The 23,501-nt window shown below is 67.0% G+C and carries 22 protein-coding genes; 12 read left to right on the forward strand and 10 right to left on the reverse strand.

Annotation, left to right across the window (positions count from 1 at the left end; translation table 11 throughout):
* Nucleotides 1-89: 89 nt before the first annotated feature.
* From FG94_RS17130 to FG94_RS17145, 4 genes are all read right to left on the reverse strand, one after another.
* On the reverse strand, nucleotides 90-2,903 hold the full coding sequence (locus tag FG94_RS17130; RefSeq protein ID WP_036214166.1) for an Hsp70 family protein: 2,814 nt from the start codon (nucleotides 2,901-2,903) through the stop codon (nucleotides 90-92).
* A gap of 7 nt (nucleotides 2,904-2,910) precedes the next feature.
* Nucleotides 2,911-4,779, reverse strand: a complete 1,869-nt coding sequence (locus tag FG94_RS17135) for an Hsp70 family protein (RefSeq protein ID WP_036214168.1) — start codon at nucleotides 4,777-4,779, stop codon at nucleotides 2,911-2,913.
* Complete coding sequence (locus FG94_RS17140) at nucleotides 4,776-5,396, reverse strand: DUF2760 domain-containing protein (RefSeq protein ID WP_036214170.1); 621 nt, start codon at nucleotides 5,394-5,396, stop codon at nucleotides 4,776-4,778. Before FG94_RS17140 ends, FG94_RS17135 begins: the two co-directional genes overlap by 4 nt.
* 131 nt (nucleotides 5,397-5,527) lie before the next feature.
* On the reverse strand, nucleotides 5,528-7,045 hold the full coding sequence (locus FG94_RS17145; protein WP_036214172.1) for a BCCT family transporter: 1,518 nt from the start codon (nucleotides 7,043-7,045) through the stop codon (nucleotides 5,528-5,530).
* Between the two features lie 399 nt (nucleotides 7,046-7,444).
* Between FG94_RS17145 and FG94_RS27690 the strand changes: the two genes are divergently transcribed.
* Nucleotides 7,445-7,606, forward strand: coding sequence for a hypothetical protein (locus FG94_RS27690; RefSeq protein ID WP_161783976.1), 162 nt, complete (start codon nucleotides 7,445-7,447; stop codon nucleotides 7,604-7,606).
* Between the two features lie 247 nt (nucleotides 7,607-7,853).
* Here FG94_RS27690 and FG94_RS17150 read toward each other — a convergent pair whose 3' ends face one another.
* Complete coding sequence (locus FG94_RS17150) at nucleotides 7,854-8,759, reverse strand: DUF2145 domain-containing protein (protein WP_036214173.1); 906 nt, start codon at nucleotides 8,757-8,759, stop codon at nucleotides 7,854-7,856.
* A 3-nt stretch (nucleotides 8,760-8,762) separates the two neighbouring features.
* On the reverse strand, nucleotides 8,763-9,227 hold the full coding sequence (locus FG94_RS17155; protein WP_036214174.1) for a hypothetical protein: 465 nt from the start codon (nucleotides 9,225-9,227) through the stop codon (nucleotides 8,763-8,765).
* Nucleotides 9,228-9,434: 207 nt separating this feature from the next.
* On the opposite strand from FG94_RS17155, the gene FG94_RS17160 reads away from it, so the two are divergent.
* The 8 genes from FG94_RS17160 (at nucleotide 9,435) to FG94_RS17190 (ending at nucleotide 17,408) form a co-directional block, all read left to right on the forward strand.
* Entirely contained in the window at nucleotides 9,435-10,460 is a 1,026-nt protein-coding gene (locus FG94_RS17160; RefSeq protein WP_036214175.1) for an NADP-dependent oxidoreductase, read from the forward strand.
* Between the two features lie 263 nt (nucleotides 10,461-10,723).
* Nucleotides 10,724-11,338: a c-type cytochrome gene (locus FG94_RS17165; RefSeq protein WP_152571027.1), complete on the forward strand. Its 615-nt coding sequence runs from the start codon at nucleotides 10,724-10,726 to the stop codon at nucleotides 11,336-11,338.
* 13 nt (nucleotides 11,339-11,351) lie between these two features.
* Nucleotides 11,352-12,677, forward strand: coding sequence for a cytochrome c (locus tag FG94_RS17170; protein WP_081926047.1), 1,326 nt, complete (start codon nucleotides 11,352-11,354; stop codon nucleotides 12,675-12,677).
* A 32-nt stretch (nucleotides 12,678-12,709) separates the two neighbouring features.
* A complete protein-coding gene (locus FG94_RS27945) occupies nucleotides 12,710-12,883 on the forward strand; it encodes a hypothetical protein (RefSeq protein WP_169728088.1) in 174 nt (57 codons plus the stop codon).
* Between the two features lie 22 nt (nucleotides 12,884-12,905).
* Nucleotides 12,906-13,472 (forward strand): cytochrome C oxidase subunit II, encoded by a 567-nt coding sequence (locus FG94_RS17175; RefSeq protein WP_371846084.1) that lies wholly within the window; start codon nucleotides 12,906-12,908, stop codon nucleotides 13,470-13,472.
* Nucleotides 13,459-15,090 carry a cbb3-type cytochrome c oxidase subunit I gene (locus FG94_RS17180; protein ID WP_027864355.1) on the forward strand — a complete coding sequence of 544 codons (1,632 nt, stop codon included), beginning with the start codon at nucleotides 13,459-13,461 and terminating at the stop codon, nucleotides 15,088-15,090. Before FG94_RS17175 ends, FG94_RS17180 begins: the two co-directional genes overlap by 14 nt.
* Complete coding sequence (locus FG94_RS17185; RefSeq protein ID WP_036214176.1) at nucleotides 15,087-15,881, forward strand: c-type cytochrome; 795 nt, start codon at nucleotides 15,087-15,089, stop codon at nucleotides 15,879-15,881. The genes FG94_RS17180 and FG94_RS17185 overlap by 4 nt, the downstream gene beginning before the upstream one ends.
* 438 nt (nucleotides 15,882-16,319) lie before the next feature.
* On the forward strand, nucleotides 16,320-17,408 hold the full coding sequence (locus FG94_RS17190) for an endonuclease/exonuclease/phosphatase family protein (RefSeq protein ID WP_036214177.1): 1,089 nt from the start codon (nucleotides 16,320-16,322) through the stop codon (nucleotides 17,406-17,408).
* Here the strand turns inward: FG94_RS17190 and FG94_RS17195 are convergent, their stop codons facing one another.
* The gene (locus FG94_RS17195) at nucleotides 17,409-17,825 is read right to left on the reverse strand and encodes a DUF86 domain-containing protein (protein WP_036214178.1); all 417 of its coding nucleotides are present in this window, start codon (nucleotides 17,823-17,825) and stop codon (nucleotides 17,409-17,411) included.
* A 24-nt stretch (nucleotides 17,826-17,849) separates the two neighbouring features.
* Complete coding sequence (locus FG94_RS17200) at nucleotides 17,850-19,088, reverse strand: putative Na+/H+ antiporter (protein ID WP_036214179.1); 1,239 nt, start codon at nucleotides 19,086-19,088, stop codon at nucleotides 17,850-17,852.
* A gap of 229 nt (nucleotides 19,089-19,317) precedes the next feature.
* Between FG94_RS17200 and imuA the strand changes: the two genes are divergently transcribed.
* From imuA to FG94_RS17215, 3 genes are all read left to right on the forward strand, one after another.
* A complete protein-coding gene (imuA, locus tag FG94_RS17205; RefSeq protein WP_036214180.1) occupies nucleotides 19,318-20,052 on the forward strand; it encodes a translesion DNA synthesis-associated protein ImuA in 735 nt (244 codons plus the stop codon).
* On the forward strand, nucleotides 19,982-21,511 hold the full coding sequence (locus tag FG94_RS17210; RefSeq protein ID WP_051996873.1) for a DNA polymerase Y family protein: 1,530 nt from the start codon (nucleotides 19,982-19,984) through the stop codon (nucleotides 21,509-21,511). Before imuA ends, FG94_RS17210 begins: the two co-directional genes overlap by 71 nt.
* Before the next feature lie 150 nt (nucleotides 21,512-21,661).
* The gene (locus tag FG94_RS17215; RefSeq protein ID WP_229445974.1) at nucleotides 21,662-22,114 is read left to right on the forward strand and encodes a response regulator; all 453 of its coding nucleotides are present in this window, start codon (nucleotides 21,662-21,664) and stop codon (nucleotides 22,112-22,114) included.
* Nucleotides 22,115-22,129: 15 nt separating this feature from the next.
* Here FG94_RS17215 and FG94_RS17220 read toward each other — a convergent pair whose 3' ends face one another.
* Together FG94_RS17220 and arfB are read right to left on the reverse strand one after the other, a co-directional pair.
* Nucleotides 22,130-22,834 carry a GNAT family N-acetyltransferase gene (locus FG94_RS17220; protein WP_036214183.1) on the reverse strand — a complete coding sequence of 235 codons (705 nt, stop codon included), beginning with the start codon at nucleotides 22,832-22,834 and terminating at the stop codon, nucleotides 22,130-22,132.
* A 97-nt stretch (nucleotides 22,835-22,931) separates the two neighbouring features.
* Nucleotides 22,932-23,327, reverse strand: coding sequence for an alternative ribosome rescue aminoacyl-tRNA hydrolase ArfB (gene arfB, locus FG94_RS17225; RefSeq protein WP_036214184.1), 396 nt, complete (start codon nucleotides 23,325-23,327; stop codon nucleotides 22,932-22,934).
* Nucleotides 23,328-23,501 lie beyond the last annotated feature (174 nt).

Raw genomic sequence — 23,501 nt, forward strand, 5'->3', positions numbered from 1 at the left:
CTGCTGGTTCCCGTTGCGGGGTTTGCGTGGTTCAGCGTACGTGCCGTGATGTGCGCGCTGCCGAAGTCGAACGAGGATTTCGTGTTTTGCTAGCGCAGCAGCTTGAGTCCCGGCGGCAGCGCATCGCCCAGCATGCGGGTCTCGACGGCCTGGTCGAGTTCGACCACCTCGCGGACCATGGCCGACCAGCTGGCCGGCGCGCCGCTGGACGACAGGCGCCGCAGCACCTCGTCGCGCACTGCCTGGCCGATGTCGCGCGAGCGGTCGCCGGTCATGCGGGCGATGTGGGCGGCGGCAAAACCGGCCGGCTCGATCTTTTTCCAGTCGAGCTGCAGGAGCTGGCCCAGCCAGCTTTCGGCGGAGGCGCTGGGCGCTACCTCGTGGGCGGCGCCGTGGAAGGATTGGCGTGCACCCACGCGTCCCAGGGCCCACAGGTAGCGTCCGTAGCGTGCCGCGGCGCGCGCATCGATCTTGGACCCCGGCGGCATCTCCATGATCTGCTGGACGAGCCAGTCGCCGATCTCGGCCTTGTAGGCGGACGGGATGCGCTCCAGCGAAGCGCCGACGCGCAGCATGTCGTCCTCGCTGCCGTCGACCAGCGTCACCGGACGGCGGCCGCGCTCGGATTCGTCGGCCTGCAGGTTGAAGGCGAAGTCGTCGAGCAGGCGTAGTTGGGCTTCGACGGAGAGGCCGCCGGCCACGCGCCGCCACAGCGTCCACCATTCGGCGCGCACCTGGCTGTCCTTGTGGTACTGGATCCCGGTCTCGAACATCGCCCACAGCTGCTCGATGCGCCATTCGTCGAGCGGATGGCCAAAGCCGGGACGCAGGCAGTAGCCGGCCAGGTTCAGCCACACGCGCTCGTGCTCGGCGGAGCGGCGGCGGCCCCTGGCGCGCGCCAGCAGGGCGTCGAACAGGCGGCGCAGCAGCGGCGTGGTCCAGCGTTCGCGTCCGCCCAGCAGGTGTTCGAGCGAGGCGCGCAGCTGGCGCACCTCGCGCGGGTCGACCTGCTGCGAACGGTTGCCGAAGATGCGGTCGATGCGTGCGATGGCGTCGTCCAGTTCCGGCGGCAGATTGAGGTCCTCCGTTGGCTCCTCATCTTGCGCACGCAGCTGGAACTCGAGGCGCCAGCGCTGGGTCGCGTCTTCCTCGGCCACGCAGAAGACCTCGAGCGTGCCTACCTCGGACAGTACCGTGGCCAGCTGCACAGGAATGTCGGTGCTGCGCTTGCTGCGCAGGACCGTCGAAATGGCGGGCAGGCGCACGATGTCGGCCGCCGGCAGGTCGAGCAAATCGCCCGGCTGCGGCAGTACGCCGCCCGGGTCGGCGGTCATTGAAACCAGGTGGAAGCGTACCGGCCGCCCCAGGCGCAGGGCGAAGCTGCGGCCCGCCAGGCGGACTTCTTCACCGGCGGGGCCGCCGCGTGGCAGCAGGCAGACCGCGCGCAGCGTGTCGCCGGATTGCTGCGCGTCGAGCAGCAGGTAGTAGTTGCGCGCCGAGCCGCTTTCGATCGACGGCGCCTGGCCGGTGCGCGCCAGCGAGTAGGCGACGCCGCCGCGTGCCACCGCCACATCCGGGTCCTCGTTGTGCAGCACCAGGACAGGCGCGCCGCGCCAGTGTGTCAGCACGTCCGCCAGGCGCTGGGCCAGCGCCGCGCCGCGGAACACGCCGCCGTTGAGCAGCAGGGTGTCCGGCACCGGCAGCGCGCCGTCATCCTCAGTGTCGTCCACCTTGCCGAGCGCTTCGCGCGCGGCCTGGGCATGCTGGCGCAGGAAACCGGCGAGGTGGCGCGTGATCGCCGGATCGCTCGCATACGGCAGGCCGAATTCGACGATGCCGGCTCTCGCCCGCTTGGCCGGCTCCTGCGCTTCGTTCGGCGGCAGGAAACCGTCGAGCACGATGCGCTGCGCGTCCTCGCGCGTGATGGTGGCCGAGCGGCTGCCGCCGATCAGGCGCGCGCCGCTGCCCAGCAGGGTCACGTTCACCTGTTCCGGCGCATCGGGTGCAAGCAGCTGTTCCTTCGCCGCGCGGCAGCGTTCCGTCAGCTGTGCAAGACGGCCGGCGGACAGGCGTTCGGGATTGCCCAGGCGCGATTCGGCCAGGTGCGCCAGCGCCAGGTCCATGTTGTCGCCGCCCAGGATCAAATGGTTGCCCACGCCGATGCGCGTGAGCCTGGGCTGGCCATCCTGTTCCAGTTCCACCTTGACCAGGCTGAAGTCGGTGGTGCCGCCGCCGACGTCGGCCACCAGCACCAGGCGCGTCTGGGCCAGGTCCTGGGCCAGGCTGGCGCGGTGGCGGTACAGCCAGTCGTAGAGGGCGGCCTGGGGTTCCTCCAGCAAGCGCAGCTCGGGCAGGCCGGCCATGCGCGCCGCTTCGAGCGTAAGCGCACGTGCGCCCTCGTCGAAGGAGGCGGGCACGGTGAGGACGATCTGCTGGGCTTCCAGCGGCGCGGTGGGAAAGCGCCGGTTCCAGGCCGCGCGCAGGTGCGCCAGGTAGCTGGCGCTGGCCGCGACCGGCGACACCTTCGCCACGTCCGCATCCTCGGCGCCCCAGGGCAGGATGGGCGCCATGCGGTCCACGCCCGCATGCGACAGCCAGCTCTTGGCACTGGCCACCAGCCGTCCGGGCGTTTGCGCGCCGAGCACGCGCGCCAGCCGGCCAACGGCGACGCGTTCGACGCCGGCCGGGTCCTGCTGGCTCCAGGGGAGCTGGAGTTCGCCGGGAGCGAGTTCGCCCTCGGCGGGGTGATAGCGCATCGAGGGCAGCAGCGGCGCCGCAGCGACTTCGCCGGGCGCCACCAGCTGCTCGATCGCCAGCAGATCGACCTCTGCCGCGCCGGGCAGGGCATAAGCGAGCACCGTATTCGTGGTGCCCAGGTCGATGCTGACGAGGTATTGCGTCACTGCGGCTTCACTGCTGGTCGGGCGCGTTGCGGACGTCGAACTCGATCTTCCAGCGCTGGCCTTCACGCGATACCGCAGCCAGTTCCAGGGTGCCGGTATCAAGCGCCAGCGCGTGCAGCTTGACCTGCACCACGTCGCCCGCGACACGGCCTTCCGCCGGCAGGGTCGCCTGGATTTCGTTCATCTCCTGCAGCTCGTCCGGACCCCAGAACTCGAGCACCTCGCCGATGCGGTCCTGGCGGCGCGTGGTGGAGCCGAAGAAGCGGAAGGTGACCGGCTCGCCCACCACCAGGCCGAATTCCTGGCCCGGCAGTTCGAGTTCGCTGCCTTCTTCCATGCCGAAGGGCGCCACGCACAGGGCTTCGATCGGCGGCTCCATGCCGGGGATCGCCGGCATGGAGGATTCCACGCCGACGTAGTAGGAACGGGCCGTGCCGCCGCGAATGCGCACGCCGCCGCCGCGCCGCGCGTAGCTGAAGTAGGCCGCGCCGCGCGCCACCGCCAGGTCGAGGTCGGCGCCTTCGAGCATGCGCGCCGGCTCGGCGCCTTCCATGTAGAGCCAGTCGTTGATGGTGTCCATCACGCGCTGGGCCAGGATGTTCGACTTGAACACGCCGCCGTTGAACAGCACCGCGCTCGGGTGCAGGAAAGTGTGTTCCGCGTTCACGCGGCCTGCGAAACCTTCCAGCTCCGCGGTGGCGCCGGCCTGGCGCGCCAGGAAGGCGGCCAGGTGCTTGGTGATCGCGGCGTCCTGCGCATAGGGCAGGCCGACCTGGGTCAGGCCGGCGCGCTGGCGCGTGGCCGGACGGCTTGCAGCCTCCACGCGCGGGAAGAAGCCCTCTAGGATGAAGGCGGACACTTCCTCGCGCGTGAGTTCGGTGCGGATCGAGCCGCCGATGAGTTTCGAGCCGCGGCTCGGCACCACGATTGGCCACACGGTGGCGTTGGCGTCGGCCAGCAAGTGTTCCTTGGCGCTGCGGCAGCCGTAGGTGAGGGCGCGCATCTGCCAGGAATCGAGCTGGGTGCCGTTCGCCTGGAGCTTGCGCGCCACGAAGTGGGCCAGGGCCAGGTCCATGTTGTCGCCGCCCAGCAGGATGTGGTCGCCCACCGCCACGCGGTGCGGTTCGAGCTTGCCTTCACGCTCGAGGATGGCGATCAGCGAGAAGTCGCTGGTGCCGCCGCCCACGTCCACGACCAGCACGATGTCGCCTGGCTTGACCTGCTTGCGCCAGGCGCCTTTGCTTCCCTGGATCCAGCTGTACAGGGCCGCCTGCGGCTCTTCCAGCAGGGTCGGAGCGAAGCCGGCGTTGCGGGCTGCCTCGGCGGTGAGTTCGCGCGCGCCCGGGTCGAACGAGGCCGGAATGGTGACGGTGACCTGCTGCTCTTCGAAACGCGCGTCCGGATGCGCGGCGTTCCAGGCCTGGCGCAGGTGCGCCAGGTAGCGGGTGGAGGCCTCCAGCGGCGAGACGCGCGTGACTTCTTCCGGCGCGTCGTGCGGCAGGATCGCGGCGCGCCGGTCCACGCTCGGGTGGCTCAGCCAGCTCTTGGCCGAGGACACCAGGCGGATCGGGGTGGTGGCGCCGCGGCTGCGCGCCATTTCGCCGGCGATGAAGCCTTCGCCGCCCGCACTCCAGGGCAGCGCCGTCTCGCCCGCGGCCAGTTCGTCCGGGTGCGGCAGGTAGAGGAAGGAGGGCAGCAGCGGCAGCGCCTCGACGGTGCCCGGCCCGCTCAGCTGCGGAACCGGCAGCACGCCGTCGACGGTCTTCTCGCCGTCGCTGGCCTGCAGGTCGACATACGAGAGGGCGCTGTGGGTGGTGCCGAGGTCGATGCCGATGGCATACCGGGCCAACTGAGGGGCATTCTGGACGTCGCTCACAGTTCCACCTCCGCCGGCGCCAGTAGGCGCGCGTCATGCTTCTCGGCCAACTGCGGCAGCTGGACCTTGGTAGCGCGCCAGCCGCGGTGGCTCAAGCTGCCCTTGAACGGCGCCTGGCCGACCACGTTGCCGGTCAGGCGCACGCTGGCCGCGTCGAAGCCTTCTTCCAGCGTGATGCGGCTGCCTTCGGCTTCGGCGCGCACCGGTTCGATGGTGAAGTGCTCGCGCAGCACGCGCGCGCAGCCTTCGTGCACGACGCGGGCGGCGGCGCCGATGTCGGCGTCGGAATAGGCGCTCAGGTTTTCCTGGGTGAAGTCGATCAGGCGGGCTTCGCGCTGTAGCAGGCTCAGCAGCTGCAGGGCCGACTCGGCGCTCGGGGCGCGCAGCGGCGCAGGAGTTGGCACAGGCGTCGGCGCCGGGGTAGGGGCCGGCGTCGGTGCAGCCGTCGGGGCAAGGGTCGGGGCAGGCGTCGGCGCCGGAGTGGGAACCACGGCAGGGCCTACCGCGTCATCGCGCACGCGCGCGGCGAACTCGGCATCGCCGAGCGATTTGAAGAAGCTGCCGAAGGCGATCGAAAGCCGGCCGAAGAAGCCAGGCAGTTGGGTCGGTGTGTTCATTCTTGATGTTCTGTAGGGTGGCGGACGGGCGCGCTGTCGGACAAAGTGCGGCCAGGGTCCGGAAAACGCGCATGATACCAGTTTGGCTACAGCCCGGGCACGCGCGTCCTCCAGCCCCTCCCCCGGGGCGGCTAGCGCGCCGCCATCTCGCGCATCTTGCGCCGCAGGGCGCGTTCGCGGCGTGCTTCTTCCTCCCAGTCGTCACGCAGCCCCAGCCACAGGGCGATGACCATCAGCACGATCACCAGTGCGAAGGGCAGGGCGAACAGGATGGTGGCGGTCTGCACGGCGTCGATCCCGCCCGCCAGCAGCAGGCTGATGGCGATGCCGGCGATCAGGGTGCCCCAGACCAGCTTGACGCGGGTGGTCGGGTTCGGGTTGCCGTCCTGGCTCATCATGCCCAGCACCAGCACGGCCGAGTCGCCCGAGGTGACGAAGAACACCACCACCAGCAGCGTGGCCACCACCGACATGATCTGGCCGAAAGGCATGGCGTCGAACAGAGCGAACAGCGCCGTGGCCAGGTCTGCCTTGACGGCTTCGGCCAGCGGAACGTGCTGCCAGATCTCCAGGTAGAGCGCGGTGCCGCCGAAGATCGAGAACCAGATGAAGGCCGCCAGCGAGGGCGCCAGCACGGTGCCGAGGATGAATTCGCGGATGGTGCGGCCGCGCGAGACGCGCGCGATGAACAGGCCGACGAACGGCGACCACGAGATCCACCAGGCCCAGTAGAAGATGGTCCAGTTGCCGACCCAGCTGCTGTCGCGGAAAGGCGTCGAGCGCAGGCTCATCCGGACCAGTTCGCTGGCATAGCTGCCCAGGGTATTGGTGAAGGTGTCGATGATCGCGACCGTCGGCCCGAGCAGGAACACGGCGACGGCCAGCAGCGCCGCCACGATCATGTTGGCATTCGACAGCAACTTGATGCCCTTCTCGACGCCGGAGATGGCCGAGGTGAGGAACATGGCGGCGGTCACGATGATGATGACGACTTGCGCGGTGGGGCTGATGGCGACGCCGAACACGGCATTCAGGCCGCTGTTGATCTGCAGCGCGCCGACGCCGAGCGAAGCGGCGACGCCGAAGGCCGTGGCCACGATCGCCAGGCCGTTGAACAGGCCCGACATGGCGCGGATCGGACGCCAGGGCAGCGAGCTGGTGACGGTGCTGATCAATGAATTGCCGCCGCGCCTGTACTGGAAGAAGGCGATCGCCAGCGCCACCACGCTGTACACGGCCCAGGGGTGGATGCCCCAGTGGAAGAACACGTAGCGCATGGCGGCGTTGGCCGCTTCCGGCGTGCCGGCCGTGACACCCGGCGGCGCAGTGACGTAGTGGGAAATCGGTTCGGCCACGCCCCAGAACACTAGGCCGATGCCCATGCCGGCGGCGAACAGCATGGAGAACCAGCTGCCCACCGTGAATTCCGGTTCGTCGTCCTCGCCGCCGAGCTTGAGGTCGCCGTAGCGGCTGAAGGCGACGAAGGCGGCGAACAGGACCAGGGCCAGCACGACCCACAGGTAGAACCAGCCGAAGTTGCGGGTGAGTGCCGCAAGCATCTCCGAGAAGACGGCGGCCATGTTGTCCGGGGCAATAATGCCCCATAGGACGATAAGAAAAATAAAGCCCGCAGAGCAGAGCAATTGCATGAGTTCTCCTTATTGATGCGTGCGGGCGCCGGCCAGCAGGAGGGCCGGGCGTAGCCGCAGGCAGGGTCGGTGAAGCAGTAGCCTGGGCATGGTTTGCCGGGCATGCACTGCCACCTTGACCTTGACGGATCGCCTGCATGACAGGCGTTCAGTATGGACCAATCGCTGCGAGACTGTCGCACCGCGCTATGGCCCTTACTGGCGAGAGGGATATTGACACTGGCCTTGACCAGCGAACTGGAGTGTAACACACAATGCATTTGCACAAATGTGTGAGCAAATAATCATGTGCGAGAGATAGTTGATTCATGAATGGCGATCATCATGGATCGCAATTTGATTTCTATCTGAAAGGGCGCATACTGGAGTTACTCCATAGCGATCTCAGGAAATAACATCATGGCCACCATCGTCAATTTCATCCGCAGCCTCTTCCTTACCCCGGCCCCCATCACGGCCCACAATAGCGGCGGCGACCTCTGGACCCTCTACCAGCTCAGCCGTGGCCGCGACTCGGTATCGCCCGCCGTGCTGCGCAAGCTGGCCGACGCCGCCAAGTAAGCCCTACCAGTTTCTGCAAAAAGCCCTGCTACGAGCAGGGCTTTTTGTTTCGTGCATACGTCGGGGTCAGGTCTGACATTTGGACACGGGCTGAGCAATACGGCAAGGTAACGCTCGAGTTCGTGTCTGAATGTCAGACCTGACCCTCATGTTTGGACGCCGCCAAGTAAGCCCTACCGGTTTCTGCAAAAAGCCCCGCTGCGAGCGGGGCTTTTTGTTGTGCGTGGCTGAAGAACCTGGATGGTGTTCAGTTCAGTGGAATGACGTCGTCGCCCGGCGCCGGCTCGCAGGCGGCGCCCAGCGGCTCCCAGCCGCGCCGCACCACGATGCGGTCCTGCGTATGGCACAGCTCGACGCGGCGCGCTTGCGGCGCCCGGCGGCGCACGAAGGCTTCGATCGAGGCCGGCACGCTCGTATGCATCGCAAGCGCGTGCAAGTCTTCGACCGGATGGTCGTTCATGTGCACCAAGGGCACGAACTGCCCGGCAAACATCAGCCAGTGCGAGGGAATCCGGACCGGGCCGGCGGTATAGCCCTGCGTGCGCAGCCAGCCCTGCGCGTCCTCGCGCGGGTGGGTGCCGGCGCCGCCATCCGCGCGCGCGCCCCAGGCGCTGGCGAGCAGTTCGGCCACCCAGCCGTTGCAGTTCTGGTAGCGGGTGCCGTAGGCATAGGCATTCGCGCTGTACTCTCCGCCCAGCAGGGCCAGGGCCAGGCGCTTGTCCAGCGCCGCGTCTTCGAGCAGGGCGGCGTCTTCGCCAGGCAGGAAGACCAGCGAGATATGGCCGCGCATGGGCGCGTCGGCGCCCAGCGCGAAGCCGGCCACGCCCTGGTCGAACAGGCGCGGGCGCGATTCGTCGCAGGCGTAATACAGCTGGCGCACGGCCCAGGGGCCGCCGGGATTGTCGCGCAGGGCGATGCCGGCGTGCGAATACAGCTGGCCGAAGCGGCTCAGGTCGAGGCCGGCGCGCGCGATGACGGCAACGCGCGCTCCCGAACGTTCCAGTTCGGTCTTGACCGCGCCGGCGAAGCGCAGCACGCGGTCCTGCTCGGCGGCGCTGATGTCGATCGACTGCTGGCAGAAGGCCGGCAGCCCGGCCTGCGCTGCCGCGCTCGCGCCCAGCAGGAGCGCGGCAGCGGCGAACTTGCTGAACATTGCTTAGATCGTGACCTTGCGCGAAGCCAGGTCGCGGTACCAGTCGTCCTGCAGCGCCAGGAAGAAGGAGCGCTTGGTGTCGGCGTGGGCGAAGTCGAAGCCGTACACGCGTTCGCTGACCTGCACCAGTTCGCCCTTGCCAACGCCGCGTTCGGCCAGCGCGCGGTTCGGGACGTCGAGGGTGAATTCGCGCACCGGGCCGGCAGCGACCGCGCGCAGGGTCATGCGGGTGGTATCCACCTTGCCCGGCGCCTGGGCGATGTCGATCACGCGGTATTCGCCCGCGGCCACGCGGTCTTCGCCGCTCGAGCTGTTGCTGGACGCGCCGATCGAGTCGGAGATGCTGCCCGACGAGGCCGAGCCCGCGCTGGAGGCGGACGAGGTGAAGCTGGTGGCGTGGACAGGAGCAGCGACGGCGGCAGCGAAGGCGGCCAGGCACAGCGCGCGGGACAGGGTGGTGAAGGTCATGGTGCTTTTCTAATGAAGAGTAATGAAACGGGAATGACGGCTATGGTACAAGTGCCGCGAACTGTTGAGAAGGCAGACGTCGTCGATTTCTGTAAGTTCTTGTAATCGTCGACGAGGATGTGGGCTTTGTGCCGAAGGCTTGTTTCGGAAAAATTTCCCGATCCGGCGTAGGATTGTCTGTTCCTTATTTTTTGGAGGATGCCGACGATGACACCAGCACGCAACCAGCGGGTCCTGCTCGCTTCACGTCCCGAGGGCCTGCCGCGGCCGGACAACTTCCGCATTGTAGAGGAGCCTTGCCCGGTTCCCGCCGATGGCCAGCTGCTGCTGGAAATCCTGTACCTGTCGCTCGACCCTTACATGCGCGGCAGGATGGACGATGCGAAATCGTATGCGGAGCCGGTCGCGCTCGGCGCCGTCATGGAAGGCGGCACCGTGGCGCGCGTCATCGCATCGCGCCACGCGCAGTATGCGGTGGGCGACATCGTGCTGTCGCACTCGGGCTGGCAGCGCTATGCGCTGTCCGATGGCCTTGGACTGCGCAAGCTCGACCCCGCGGCGGCGCCGCCCAGCACAGCGCTCGGCGTGCTAGGCATGCCCGGTTTTACGGCCTGGGCGGGCCTGCTGCAGATCGGCCGTCCCCGGCCGGGCGAGACCGTGGTGGTGGCCGCGGCGAGCGGCGCGGTGGGCTCGGCGGTGGGGCAGATCGCCCGCATCCAGGGTGCGCGTGCGGTCGGCATCGCGGGCGGTCCCGACAAATGCGCTTTCGTGCGCGACGAGCTGGGCTTCGACGCCGTGGTCGACCACCGCGCGCCCGATTTCGCGCAGCAGCTCGCAAGCGCCTGCCCGCAAGGCATCGACGTGTATTTCGAGAACGTCGGCGGCAAGGTGTGGGATGCGGTATTCCCGCTGCTGAACGACTTCGCCCGGGTGCCGGTGTGCGGCCTGATTGCCCAGTACAACGCCTTGCCGCAGGCTGCGCCCGGCGTCGACCGGCTGGCCCTGCTCATGCGCGACGTGCTGACGAAGAGCCTGAACATCCGCGGCTTCATCCAGCGCGAGTTTGCCGAGCTGCGGCCCGCCTTCCTGCAGGAAGCGCAGGGGTGGGTAGGGGATGGGCGCCTGCGCTACCGCGAGGACATCGTCGAAGGGCTGGACAAGGCGCCGGCAGCCTTCATCGACCTGCTGCAGGGACGCAATTTCGGCAAGTTGATCGTGAAGCTGACACAGTAGCCGACTTTTTCGGCAGTTTTGCCAATTTCCTCTCGGGCTCAAACAGACGGGACAAAAGTGCGACATCCCAGTAGAGCTCATGCTACGTTGTACATATGTAGCGTGGCTTACTGCCGACGCAGATGTTCACTGGGAGAGGGAAATTGAAGCCTCTTGCACACGTTTTCGCATGCCTGTTGCTGGGCTCCATATCGCAGCTCGTTCCGGCACAGAGCCGGAATGTGCCCACCGTGCCGTCGTCGGACGGGCAGGTCCCGGACACGATGGAAGCACGCGTGGCGGCTTGTGTCAGCTGCCACGGTGTTGCAGGGCGCGGCGTCCAGAATGTCTATTTCCCGCGCCTGGCCGGCAAGCCCGCAGGCTACCTCTACAACCAGCTGGTGGCCTTCCGGGACGGTCGCCGCAAGTACGTTCCGATGAACTACCTGCTGGCCTACCTGCCTGATGCCTATCTCTACAAGATGGCGGAATACTTCGCCGCCCAGAACCCGCCGCCGCTGGCGACGACGGGGCAGCCGCCATTACCGCAGCTGGTGCGGGATGGACAGCAGATCGTCACCGGCGGCGTGCCGGCGCGCCGCATTCCTGCCTGTGCCACTTGCCATGGCAGTGACCTGGCGGGACGTGAACCAGGCATTCCTGGCCTGCTGGGCTTGCGTGCCGACTACGTGAGCGCGCAGCTTGGCGCGTGGCGTTATGGCGTACGTACCGCGCTGGCTCCGGACTGCATGCAGGTAATCGCGTCGAGCCTGACCGAGACGGAGGTCGCCGCCGTGTCGGCCTACCTGAGTTCTCTGCCGGTGACCGATGTCCGGCCCGTGAAGGGGAATACGACGGCGCTGCCCATGCCCTGCGGCAGCCAGGTCCATTCGAAGTGAAAGGCATGCGTCCATGAGTACATCTGCCAAGTTCAAGCGAGCGACGATCTGGGGTCTTGCCGGCGGGGTGATCGTGCTTGGCGTGGCCCTGGCCCTGACGGTGGGCCGCGGGCTGCGGCCGCCGGAACTGCTGAACAGCAGGGCCGGGACCGAAGTCGACGGCATGGCGTCCGCCGAACTGATCGCGCGCGGCAAATACCTGGCGCAGGCGGGCGACTGCATCGCCTGTCATACGATTCCTGGTGGGAAAATTTTCTCGGGCAACCGCCCCATGCCCACGCCTTTCGGGACGCTGTATGCGCCGAACATCACGCCCGACCGTGAAACCGGCATCGGCGACTGGACGGCTACCGAGTTCTTCAACATGATGCGCACTGGTAAGTCGCGCAAGGGCGAGCTGCTCTATCCGGCCATGCCCTTCGCGAGCTATACCAAGGTGACGCGCGCCGACAGCGACGCGATCTTCGCCTACCTGCGCTCGGTGCCGGCGGTGCGCATGCAGACGCGCGAACACGACCTGCGCTTCCCCTACAACAACCGCTCGCTGCTGATCGGCTGGCGCACGCTCTATTTCCAGGAGGGTGAGTACCAGCCGGATCCGGGCAAGTCCGCCGAATGGAACCGTGGCGCCTACCTGGTCCAGGGCCTGGGCCACTGCGCCATGTGCCATACCCCGATCAACGCGCTGGGCGGCTCGTCGGAAGAGCAGGCCTTCCGAGGCGGCCTGATCCCGATGCAGAACTGGTACGCGCCCTCGCTCACCTCGAACAAGGAGGCCGGGCTGGGCAACTGGGAAATCCAGGACATCGTCGACCTGCTGCAAAAAGGGGTGTCGAACCGCGGCACCGTCTACGGACCAATGGCCGAGGTCACCTTCAACAGCCTGCAGTTCATGACCGACGCCGACGTGCGCGCGATGGCGGTTTACCTCAAGAGCCTGCCGGCGGACCAGCCGGTCAATACCGATCCCGACATGGCCCCCGCGCGCGCGCATGCCACCCAGCAGTTCGCGCAGGGCCGGCGCATCTATGACGCGCAATGCGCCAGCTGCCATGGCGAGCGCGGGCGTGGCAAGCTGCCGCACTATCCGCCGCTGGCGAACAACCAGTCGATCACCATGACTTCCGCCGTCAACCCGATCCGGATGGTGCTCAACGGCGGCTACCCGCCTGGCACGCGCCGCAATCCGATGCCCTACGGGATGCCGCCTTTCTTCCATGAGCTGTCGGACGACGACGTTGCGGCGGTGGTGACCTATATCCGGACCGCTTGGGGCAACCGCGGCGCGCCGGTGACGGCGCGCGAGGTGAGCGAACTGCGCGCGGCGACCGTCGAGTAATTCCTGGAAGGGCTGATTAACAAGGAGAATCCATGATCCTGGAACCGATGGACAGTGATGGCAGCGCCGACCAGCAGCGTGTGGACGCCATCGTGGCGCAGGGGCCGCGCGGCGCCTTCGCCGTGGCGGGGCTGGCGGTGGCGATCGTCATGGCAATCTGGCTGGCGTTCTACGTACTCGTGTACCTGGCGCGGGGAGGAGGCTAAGATGGCCAACACCACGCCGGACATTCCCCGTGGCGCCGACGGCGACGCGCTCGAACATGTCGCCCACGCGGCCGAGATGCGCTGGGCCTGGCTGGTCGGCGCCATCATCGTGTTCCTGGTCGGGATGATCGTTTACATGAGCGTGCACTGGGCCGCGATGCCGCCGGTGCGCACCGAGACCATCGATCCCAATACCCTGCACCTGTCGGGCGAGTTCGTGGAAGGCAACCTTGGTTCCGTGCTCGAGGATGACGGCAGCGTCACCGTGCGCGTGCTGGCCAACCAGTACTCCTTCACTCCTTCGTGCGTGCTGGTCCCGGCGAATACGCCGGTGCGCATTCGCGGGACCGCCGCCGACGTGGTGCACGGTTTCTCGATCGCCCAGGGCAACGTCAACGTGATGCTAATCCCGGGCTACATTTCGAACTTCAGCACGCAATTCGAGAAACCGGGAGAGCACGTGTTTCCCTGTCACGAATACTGCGGGGTCGGACACGCGGCCATGTGGGCACGCGTGAAGATCGTCGACCGGGCCGAGTTCATGCGCCAGGCCAGCGAGGGAAGGAGGGCGAGCTGTGTTCAGCAATGATTCCAGACGGCTGGTACTGGCCCATTTCTGGGTCGCCTTCGCCGCGTTCTTCGTCGCCCTGGTACTGGGCGAATGGCAGATGTACATCCGCAGCCCTCTGCGTGACTGGATCGGCAACCCCGAGCTGTACTACCGCGCCGTTACCGCGCACGGGTCGGCCATGGGCTATGTGTTCCCGACCCTGGTGGCAATGGGCTTCGGCTATGCGATCGTGGAACTGGCGCTCAAGCAGCCGCTGGTGGGACGGCGCTGGGCCTGGCTTGGGTTCTTCCTGGTGGTGATCGGCACGGTGACGGCGATGGTGCCGGTGTCGATGGGCCTGGCCACGGTGCTGTATACCTTTTACCCGCCCCTGATCGGGAATGCCTTCTACTACATTGGGGTGGTGCTGGTGGTCGTGGGTTCGTGGATCTGGGTGGCGCTGATGTCGATCAACCTCAAGGTGTGGAAGGCGGCCAACCCGGGCGCCACGGTACCGCTGCCGATGTTCGCCAACCTGGCCGGCGCCTACCTGTGGGCCTGGACCTCGCTCGGCGCGGCCATCGAGATCCTGTTCCTGATCCTGCCGGTGGCGCTTGGCTTCAAGAGCACCATCGACGCCGGCCTGGCGCGCGTGTTCTTTTCCTGGACCCTGCACGCGATCGTCTACTTCTGGCTGATGCCCGCCTACATCGCCTTCTACACGCTGGTGCCACGCGCCATCGGCGGGCGGCTCTACAGCGACAAGATGGCGCGCATTTCCTTCGTGCTGTTTCTGGTGTTTTCGATGCCGATCGGCGTGCACCACCTGTTCCAGGACCCGCAGGTTGGCTCGGGCGTGAAGTTCCTGCACGCCGTATTTACCGGCATGGTGTCGGTGCCGACCCTGCTGACCATCTTCACCATCACCGCCTCGGTCGAGATCGCGGGACGGCTGCGTGGCGGCACCGGGGCCTTCGGCTGGGTCAAACGCCTGCCATGGAAGAATCCGATGATGCTGGCGGTCGCCTTTTCCTTCATCCTGCTCGGCTTCGGCGGTGCGGGCGGCCTGATCAACATGAGCTACCAGCTCGACTTCGCCGTCCACAATACGCAGTGGATCACCGGCCACTTCCACCTGATCTTCGGGGGCGCCATCGTCATCATGTATTTCGCGCTGGCCTATGACCTGTGGCCGCACCTGACCGGCAAGCAGCTGGTGGCCGGACGCATGATGCGTGCCCAGCTCTGGCTATGGTTTGTTGGCATGATCGTGCTGACATTCCCCTGGCACATCACCGGCATTCTCGGCATGCCGCGCCGGATGGCCTATTTCGACTACAGCCATCCCGAGATCTCGGCCCAGGCGATCACGGTGATCATCACCTTCTTCGGCGGGCTGCTGCTGGTGATCTCTGGCCTGCTGTTCCTGCTGGTGCTGCTGCGCGGCCACCGCAGTGAGCGCGTCAGGCTGCCCGAATTCCGCTTCAGCCAGCCGGTGCATGCGGGCGGTCGGATGCCCGCCGCGCTCAACAGCTATGCGCTATGGCTGGCACTGATGATCGGGCTGTCGCTGGTGAATTACGGCTACCCGATCAGCCAGCTCATCGCACTAAAGCAGACCTCGGTGCCGGCGGTGCCGGTGGGAGCACAGCCATGAGCATGGAAAAGACCTTTTCATTCCGCAACCGCTGGTTCGCCTGGAGCGTCGCGATCCTGGCAGTGATCGCCTTCGCGGCCGCGCTGGTCGGCTTTGTCTGGGTGCCGAAAGCGCATGCCCGCGCCGCGATGGAAAGCCTGTGGGAATCGATCTGCAGGGCCGCGGGCGCGCCGGCACCTTATCAAAGCGCAGCACTGCCGGAGGATGAACGGAAATATCCGAGCAACGTGATCGTGAACGCCACTATGATGGGCGCCGCGGGAAATGTCTCGGTGGGCAGGGGGGCAACGCTGGCGATGGCCTGCACCATGTGTCATGGCGCGCGCGGGACCAGCCCGGCCGGGACGCCGCACCTGGCGGGGCAGCCGGCTTCGAGCACCTACAAGCAGCTGCGCGACTTCGCATCGGGCCACCGCCCGAGCGCCATCATGCGGCCGCTGGTGATGGAGCTGAGCGACCAGGACATGCGCGATCTGTCCGCCTATTACGCTTCGCTCGAGCGCGAGCGTATTGCCGCAGTGGAACAGGTGGCGCAGGCAAGTCCACGATTGGTGCGCAACGGCGACCCCATGCGTGCCATCGGTGCCTGTGCCTCGTGCCACAGCCCGCATGCCTCGCGTCCGGCCACACCGGTGCTGGAAGGATTATCGGAAAGCTATCTGCGTGACCAGCTCACGGCATTCCGTGGTGGCCGGCGCGCCAACGATATCAACCGCCAGATGCGCAATGCCGCGCATGGCCTGACAGATACGGAGATCGTGGAGCTCAGCCGGTACTACGCTGCCCGCTGATCTGCAGGCTTGGGGCCTGCGTTGCCTCAGCCGCAAAGCAGGAGGTACAGCCCGCCGTAGGCCAGCACGGCCACGACGATGCCCAGGAGGATGCCCAGCAGGGGATAGACGTTGAACCTCGAGCGGGATTTCACGCGTTCAAGGTGCTTCGCACCTTTGCCTGCTTTCTCTACGGGCTTGCTTAGGTTCATGACGGTATCCCTGCATGTCTAGTATTGAACATAAGTCTCGTCTGCAGGCTTTTCAAGCGGTTTGCGCAAACCTGCAGCAGCTCAAGGCAAGCATTTCTGTTTGATAAGGTGTTTTGGCATGGGCTGGTCTGCTTGCAGCGGATTATCTTGCCGCTTGTGCACGCTAGCGTACAGACGGCTGCGTTTGAAAGCGGACATACTGCAAGCCTCAGTTTTGTGATGAGTTACTTGCCGCCTTCGAGAGACCATGCTGCCGACTTTCGTAACCCTGGTTGCCGTGATCGTCCTCGCGACGCTGCTGCCCCTGTTGCGATGCACGGGGTGGTGGATACGCGACCTCGATTTTCCACGCCTTCAACTGGCCATCCTGTCGCTCGCCGTGCTGGTCGGGCAGTTCGTGTTCCTCGACTGGCGCGACAGCCATTTCCACCTGCTGCTGGTGGCGAATGCCGCCTGCCTCGCTTACCAAGTCTGGTGGATCATTCCATACACCAAGGCCTATCCGCACGAGGTGAAGAATGCGGTGGTTGGCGGGGCGAACCGTCAGTTCCGTATCCTGACGGCCAATGTGCTGATGCCGAACCGGAATGCCGAAGGCTTGATCGCGCTGATTCGCCAGCACCAACCCGACATCTTCGTCACGCTGGAAACGGATGCGTGGTGGCAGGAAAGGCTGGATGTGCTCGAGAAGGACTATCCCCATGCCATCAAGTGTCCGCTCGATAATCTGTATGGCATGCACGTCTATTCGCGGCTGCCGCTGGAAGACAGCGCAATCCAGTTCCTGGTCGAGGACGACATCCCGTCGATCCATACCCTGGTTATCCTGCCGTCCGGACACAAGGTGCGCATGCATTTCCTGCATCCGACGCCGCCCAGCCCGACGGAACACATGGAATCGACCCAGCGCGATGCCGAACTGCTGGTGGTTGCCAAGAGCGTGGACGAGGCCGGCCTGGAGACGCCGGTGATCGTCGCGGGCGACCTGAACGATGTGGCGTGGTCGACCACCACCCGGCTGTTCCGCAAGATCAGCGGCCTGCTCGATCCGCGCATCGGGCGCGGCATGTTCAATACCTTCCATGCCGGCTTCTGGTTCGCGCGCTGGCCGCTCGACCACCTGTTCCACAGCGAGCATTTCACGCTCTCGCACATCGAGCGCCTGCCGTCTTTCGGCTCGGACCATTTCCCGATGCTGGTCGAGCTCACCTATGACAGTGCGCGCGGCGCCGATCAGGAGGGCCTGGTGGCGGACGAGGAAGACCACGAGCTGGCGGACGAGAAGATCGCCGCCGAGGATGTGGAGGTATCAGATGTGCACGAGCCCCAGCCCTGATCAGGTGGTCGAGGCCCCGCTTACCAGGGCCTGGGCATACACCCCGAAATCGTCCAGCCCGCGCTTGATGATGGTCACCAGCGCCGGCAGCGGCGCTTCCTGGTAATCCCATTCGGCGCGGCAGAATTCGCCGGTGCGCTTGAGGTCCTCGGCCAGCGTGGGGGCGATCCAGCCGTGCTCGGCCAGCAGGGTGATCACTTCGCGTTCGTCGTGCGGCAGGCCGAGCCTGGCGTTGCCGATCACGTAGTCGCCCATTTCGATGGCGGCTTCCCAGGCGCGGATCACGTTGAGGGTGGCCGCATCCTGGCGCGTGAGGTCGGTGACAAAAGTGGTCGGGTCCTTTTCGTATTCCTCGCGCGCGCGCCGGCAGCAGCGTTCGATCGTCCCCGCTTTCTGTACCAGGATGCCGTCGTCCATATACCCTCCGCGCGCGTAACGCTTTTAAATTAGGAACATCACCGCCGCCACGCAGGTCGGCCCCAGCGCCCCCAGGAACAGCCCGCCCATGCCGATCGAACCATCCTCGAAGCCTTCGCGCAGCAGCGCGGCGCCGGCCGGGTTCGGCGCGTTGGCGATGACGGTCAGGCCGCCACCGGCGACCGCGCCGGCCACCAGCATGTACTTGGCGTGGTCCGATAAACCCTCGATCAGCGAACCGAGGTAGGTCAGTGCTGCATTATCGGTGATTGCCGTCAGGGCCAGCGCGCCGAAGAACAGCGCGGTCGGCTCCAGGCTCGACACCAGCGGCTGCAGCCACCATTGCTGCATGCCGCCCAGCACCACCAGCCCGGCCAGGAAGAAGCCGACCAGCAGGCCTTCTTTGATGATCAGGCGCGACTGGTGTTTCGGGTAGGCCTGGGTATAGCCGAGGAAGAGCAGGAACAGGCCGAGGAACAGCACCGGGTGATGCGCCAGCAGCACCACGCTCCCCAGGAGGACCAGGTGGACGATCGAGACGACCCAGGGCAGCTGCACGTCCTCGACCACGTTCCCCGGCCTCAGGTGGCGGCGCAGCAGCAGGGTGATGACGCTCGCGTTGAACACCACCGCCAGCGCGGCGCGCCAGCCGAAGGTGGAGGCCATGAAGGCGCTGTCCCAGCCCCAGGTGCCGGCCACCATCAGCACAGGTGGCGCGGCGTAGGAGGTGAGGGTGCCGCCGATCGATACATTCACGAACAGGACGCCGATCGCGCCGTACTTGAGCCATTCGGGAATGCCGGGCCGGAATACCTGCGGGGCCAGCATCAGGGCCGCCAGCGTCATCGCGGCCGGCTCGGTGATCAGGGAGCCGGACAGAGGCACCAGCGCCAGGCCGAGCCAGCACAGCGCCACCTCGGTGCGCACCGGGGCCAGCCGGGCCAGCAGGGCCAGCAGGTCGCGCACGGCGTCGAGCACCGGCTGCGAGGCCGCGATCACCATCACCACGAACACGAACAGCGGCTCGGTGTACTGGCGCGACTCGACATAAGCGATGGCCGTGGCGCCATCGGCCAGCAGGGCCATGGCCAGGATCAGCACGAAGGCCCAGAAGCCGAACACGACTTCGACTTCGCCCAGCAGGTGGAACAGCCCGGCATGGCGTGGGTGCCGCTTGGCTAGCGAGTGAAACAGCTTGGTGGAAAAGGTGTGGACGAGGGCGATCGCGAACAGGATGGCGCCGGTGAGCTGGAGCGTATTCAAGGATGGGCTCCGTGGCGTGCGTAAGACAGGTTGTTCATTGTCTGGCTATAAATGGACAGAGCGCCATTATTTCATGATTCGCCATGCTGGCGCGGTTTTCCAGGCAGTGCACACCTTTAAGTTCTGTCAATACCAATCGCCCAACTGGTATGGCTGAAATGAATACATCTTGCCAAATCCGGGCTCAACGAGTACTGTACGTTTATACAGTATTTGTTTGTCAACCCATATGAACTGCTCACCTACCGCAGGGGTTTCCCCTTTGGCTGCGCCGGAGGCTTTGCACCCTTCGCTCTGGCGCGCCTCGCAGCTGGCACGCTACGGCACGCGTTGCGTCGACACCGGGCATGCCGCACTCTCTTCTCAATTGCCCGGCGGCGGCTGGCCGGTCGGCACCCTGGTCGAGCTGCTGCAACAGCAGCCCGGCATCGGCGAAATGCGCCTGCTGCGCCCGGCCCTGCAGGCTTGCGCCGAGCGCCGCATCGTCCTGCTGCAGCCGCCCCATCCGCCCCAGGCCCTGGCGCTGGCCGCGCTGGGCCTGCCGCCCTCGCGACTGCTGTGGCTGCGTACCAGCCGCAGCGCCGACGCGCTGTGGGCGGCCGAACAGGTGCTGCGCAGCGGCAGTTGCGGCGCGCTGCTGTTCTGGGCCAACCACGCGCGCGGCGAAAGCCTGCGCCGCCTGCACCTGGCGGCCCAAGCCGGGGAAACCCTGTTCTTCATGCTGCGCCCGCTGGCCGCGGCGCAGGACGCTTCTCCCGCGCCCTTGCGCCTGGGCTTGCGGCCCGCGGCCGGCGGCATGCACGTCGATTTCGTCAAGCGCCGGGGGCCGCAGCGCGATGCACCGCTATTTTTACCCCTCGGCTTACCTCTCACTTCTTCTCTCCTGCAAAGACATGCGTTTGTGGATCGGCCTCTCCCTACCCCAGCTGGCGCTCGAAATCTTCAGCCCCAACTGGTGCAGTGACCCGGGCAGCGTCGTGCTCGAGCAGGACCGCGTGCTGGCGGTATCACCAGTAGCACGCGCGGCCGGCGTCGGGCGCGGCATGCGGCGCGGCGGTGTGCTCATGCTCATGCCCGAAGCGCGGCTGTACGAGCGCAATCCCGCGCGCGAAGCCGAGGCGCTCGATGCGGTCGCGCTGGCGATGCTGCAGTTCACGCCCCAAGTCGCGCTGCTTGAAGAGGCGACGCTGCTGCTCGACATCGGCGCCAGCCTGCGCCTGTTCGGCGGCATCCGTGCCCTGTGCGCCCGCGTGCGCGCCAGCCTGCGCGCGCTCGGCTTTAGCGCCTCGGTCAGCTGCGCACCGACGGCGCGCGCGGCCTGGCTGCTGGCGCGCGCGGGGGCGAATGCGATGGCGCACGGCAGCGGGCAGGGCGGCAGGCGCGTCCTCGGACGTTCCTTGCGCATGGCTTCGCTCGAGCGCCGCCTCGAGCGCCTGCCGGTGGCGCTGCTGCCGCCGGCCCGGCCCTATATGTCCTGGTTCGAAGGCATCGGCTGCGAGGCGCTGGGCCAGCTGCGGCGCCTGCCGCGCCCGGGGCTGCAGCGGCGCTGCGGACGCGAGCTGCTCGACATGCTCGACGCCGCCTACGGCATGTGTCCCGAGCTGTTCGACTGGGTCGCGCCGCCCGAGCATTTCCGGGCCCGGCTGGAATTGTTCGACCGCATCGAGCAGGCCGATCTGCTGCTGGCCGGCGCCCACCACCTGGTGCTGCAGCTGGTCGGCTGGCTGTGTGCGCGCCAGCTCGCGGTGGAGCGCTTCACCTTGCTGATGGAGCACGAGCGCGGACGGGTGGCGATGCCGCCGACGCCGCTCGAGATCGTCCTGGCCGAGCCCGCCTGGCGCGACGAGCACCTGGTGCGCCTGTTGAAGGAACGCCTGGCCCGGCAGGAGCTGCCGGGCCCGGTGATCGGGCTCGGGCTGGAAGCGCGGCAGGTGAGGGCGATGGCGCCGCCGACCGAATCGCTGTTCCCCGAGCCGGGAGGCACCGAGGAAGACCGCATGCGCATGCTGGAGCTGCTGGTGGCGCGGCTGGGACCGGAGAACGTGCTGCAGGCGCTGCCCCAGGCCGATTACCGGCCCGAGGTGGCCAACGAATGGGTGCCGGTGCAGCAAAAGACCGAGCGCACGGCGGCAGCTGCGGCGCGGCTGCCGCCGATTGTCACCAGCCTGCCGCGCCCGAGCTGGCTGCTGGCCAAGCCGATCGCACTGCTCATGCGCAACCACCGGCCCTTCTACGGTTCGCCGCTGATGGTGGCTTCGACACCCGAGCGCATCGAGGCCGGCTGGTGGAGCGAGGCCCAGACCCGCGACTACTTCATCGCCGAAGGGCAGGACCATACCTTGTACTGGATCTACCGCGAACGCATCGTCGGCGCCGGCGAGGATGCCGAGCCGCGCTGGTACCTGCACGGGCTGTTCGGCTAGCAGATACAAGGGAGGAGGAATTTCCGGGCAGACCGAAGGTCCTGCAAAGGCTTAACCGGGCGCTTCCTTCGGCGCGCTTGCGCGATACTGGCGCATGCGGCCCCTGGGGCCTGCTTTGGCTACCAACAATTTCACTCCATGGAGGACTGAGTGTCCGGCTTGATGAACAGCCGCTGGTGCAGTGAGAAGGGGCGGCCCGGATTCCCGCACGGCAATATGCAGGCGGATGGACAGGATGCGCGAGCACAGCTGGGAGAGGTGCGCAGGGTACTGGTCGTCGATGACGAGGCCGATGTCGCGGACCTGGCCGAGATGCTGCTGGCGGCCCACGGCATGGACGCCATGGTCGCCTATTCGGGCGCCGCGGCCCTCGAGATGCTGGCGGCCCACCCCGACATCGACGCCGTCATTTCCGATGTCATGATGCCCGGCATGAACGGGCTGGAGCTGGCCGAACGCATCGCCGGGAGCTATCCGGCGGTCAAGGTCATCCTCGCGTCCGGCTATATGGCGCCATCCATGTTCAATGGACAGGCGATGAAGCAGCTCTTCATTGCCAAACCCTACCGCATCGACCAGCTGCTCCGGCTGCTGCGCACCTGAGGCCGCACCGGCGCTTCAGGCCGGCATGACGCGCGTCAGGTGCAGCTGGCGGCGCAGCACGTAGCCCAGCGATTCGTACAGGGCGATCGCACCCAGGTTGCTGGGGTAGACGTGCAGGAAGGGCTGCAGGCCTCCCTCCATGATGCGAAGCGTGCGCTCGGCCAGCAGGTGGCGCGCATAGGCCTTGCCGCGATGCTCGGGGTGCACGCAGACCGCGCTGACCTCGACCGCGCCATGCGGACGCATCCGTTCCCCCGCCATCGCCGCCAGTCGGCCGCCATCCCGGATGCCGAGGAATTCACCCAGTTCGTGGGTACGCTCCGCGAACGGTCCCGGATTGGTCAGCCCGGCAAGCAGGCGCATCTCGCCGGCATCCGCCTCGCCCAGCACCGTGAACGGCAGCGTGCCGGGCCCTGGCGCGCGCGTGGCCACCATCTGCAGCACCGGATCGAGCGGCGTCAGTACCAGTCCGGAGTGCTGCGCGGCCGCCTGGCGCGGCGCCTCGGGCGTGACCAGCATGGCCGCCTCGCCGGGTTCGAGCAGGGCCGCCAGCGCCTCCCAGGCCGCGGGACTGTCGTCGGCCAGTGCCGCGAAGGGACCGATCTCGCGCGGATAGCGCCTGGCCAGCGGGCCGCCGCGGGCCAGGTGGCGGTGGCCGCCTTCGAGGGCCGACCATACCGGCCGGTCGAGGCTGGCGTGCAGGGCAGGGGACAGGGACATGGCGTGCATCCTCTCGGTTGTCGATACCGAAATGATAGCGCCGTCGCTCCGTATCGGCAGCAAGGCGGACCCGGGCGCGGCGGCCTAGACTCCCGGGCTACTCGCTGACCTTGCCGCGCAAGGACTTGACCCGCCCGCTGCGCGCCTTGGCATCGAGCCGGCGCAGCTGCGATCCGCGCGTCGGCCGGGTCGGGCGGCGTACATGGGCTACGACGCTGGCCTGGTCGACCAGGGCCTGCAGGCGCTGCAGCGCGTCCAGCTTGTTCTGTTCGAGGCTGCGCGAGGCCTGCGCCTTGAGAACGATCACGCCATCCTGCGTGATGCGGGCGTCGCGCAGGGCCAGCAGGCGCTCCTTGACGGCTGCCGGCAAGGACGAGGCGGCCACGTCGAAGCGCGCGTGCACCGCACACGACACCTTGTTCACGTTCTGCCCGCCCGGTCCCTGGGCCCGGATTGCGCTGAATTCGACTTCCGCCGGATCGATGACCGCCATGTCCCACCTGTCAAAGTTTCAGACGACATTGTAAGGGCAGGGCGCTTCCTTCCGCAGCGATCTTGCCGCACGACATAAGAGTTTCATGTGGCCGGGCATCGGTTGCTGCGCTATCATGTATTTACGTGTTCACTGCGTGCCGCGCGCACCGCTGCGCGGCCATCCCGGAGGAGC

The organism is Massilia sp. LC238 (assembly GCF_000735635.1).
GTDB lineage: Bacteria > Pseudomonadota > Gammaproteobacteria > Burkholderiales > Burkholderiaceae_D > Telluria > Telluria varians.

Coding starts and splice junctions, on each gene's coding strand:
- FG94_RS17220 (WP_036214183.1), bottom strand. CDS start 22,834: ATGTCCCTGTCCCCTGCCCTGCACGCCAGCCTCGACCGGCCGGTATGG.
- FG94_RS17155 (WP_036214174.1), bottom strand. CDS start 9,227: ATGACCTTCACCACCCTGTCCCGCGCGCTGTGCCTGGCCGCCTTCGCT.
- FG94_RS17145 (WP_036214172.1), bottom strand. CDS start 7,045: ATGCAATTGCTCTGCTCTGCGGGCTTTATTTTTCTTATCGTCCTATGG.
- arfB (WP_036214184.1), bottom strand. CDS start 23,327: ATGGCGGTCATCGATCCGGCGGAAGTCGAATTCAGCGCAATCCGGGCC.
- FG94_RS17195 (WP_036214178.1), bottom strand. CDS start 17,825: ATGGACGACGGCATCCTGGTACAGAAAGCGGGGACGATCGAACGCTGC.
- imuA (WP_036214180.1), top strand. CDS start 19,318: ATGAACTGCTCACCTACCGCAGGGGTTTCCCCTTTGGCTGCGCCGGAG.
- FG94_RS17170 (WP_081926047.1), top strand. CDS start 11,352: ATGAGTACATCTGCCAAGTTCAAGCGAGCGACGATCTGGGGTCTTGCC.
- FG94_RS17210 (WP_051996873.1), top strand. CDS start 19,982: ATGCGTTTGTGGATCGGCCTCTCCCTACCCCAGCTGGCGCTCGAAATC.
- FG94_RS17190 (WP_036214177.1), top strand. CDS start 16,320: ATGCTGCCGACTTTCGTAACCCTGGTTGCCGTGATCGTCCTCGCGACG.
- FG94_RS27945 (WP_169728088.1), top strand. CDS start 12,710: ATGATCCTGGAACCGATGGACAGTGATGGCAGCGCCGACCAGCAGCGT.
- FG94_RS17150 (WP_036214173.1), bottom strand. CDS start 8,759: ATGTTCAGCAAGTTCGCCGCTGCCGCGCTCCTGCTGGGCGCGAGCGCG.
- FG94_RS17185 (WP_036214176.1), top strand. CDS start 15,087: ATGAGCATGGAAAAGACCTTTTCATTCCGCAACCGCTGGTTCGCCTGG.
- FG94_RS17140 (WP_036214170.1), bottom strand. CDS start 5,396: ATGAACACACCGACCCAACTGCCTGGCTTCTTCGGCCGGCTTTCGATC.
- FG94_RS17160 (WP_036214175.1), top strand. CDS start 9,435: ATGACACCAGCACGCAACCAGCGGGTCCTGCTCGCTTCACGTCCCGAG.
- FG94_RS17165 (WP_152571027.1), top strand. CDS start 10,724: ATGGAAGCACGCGTGGCGGCTTGTGTCAGCTGCCACGGTGTTGCAGGG.
- FG94_RS27690 (WP_161783976.1), top strand. CDS start 7,445: ATGGCCACCATCGTCAATTTCATCCGCAGCCTCTTCCTTACCCCGGCC.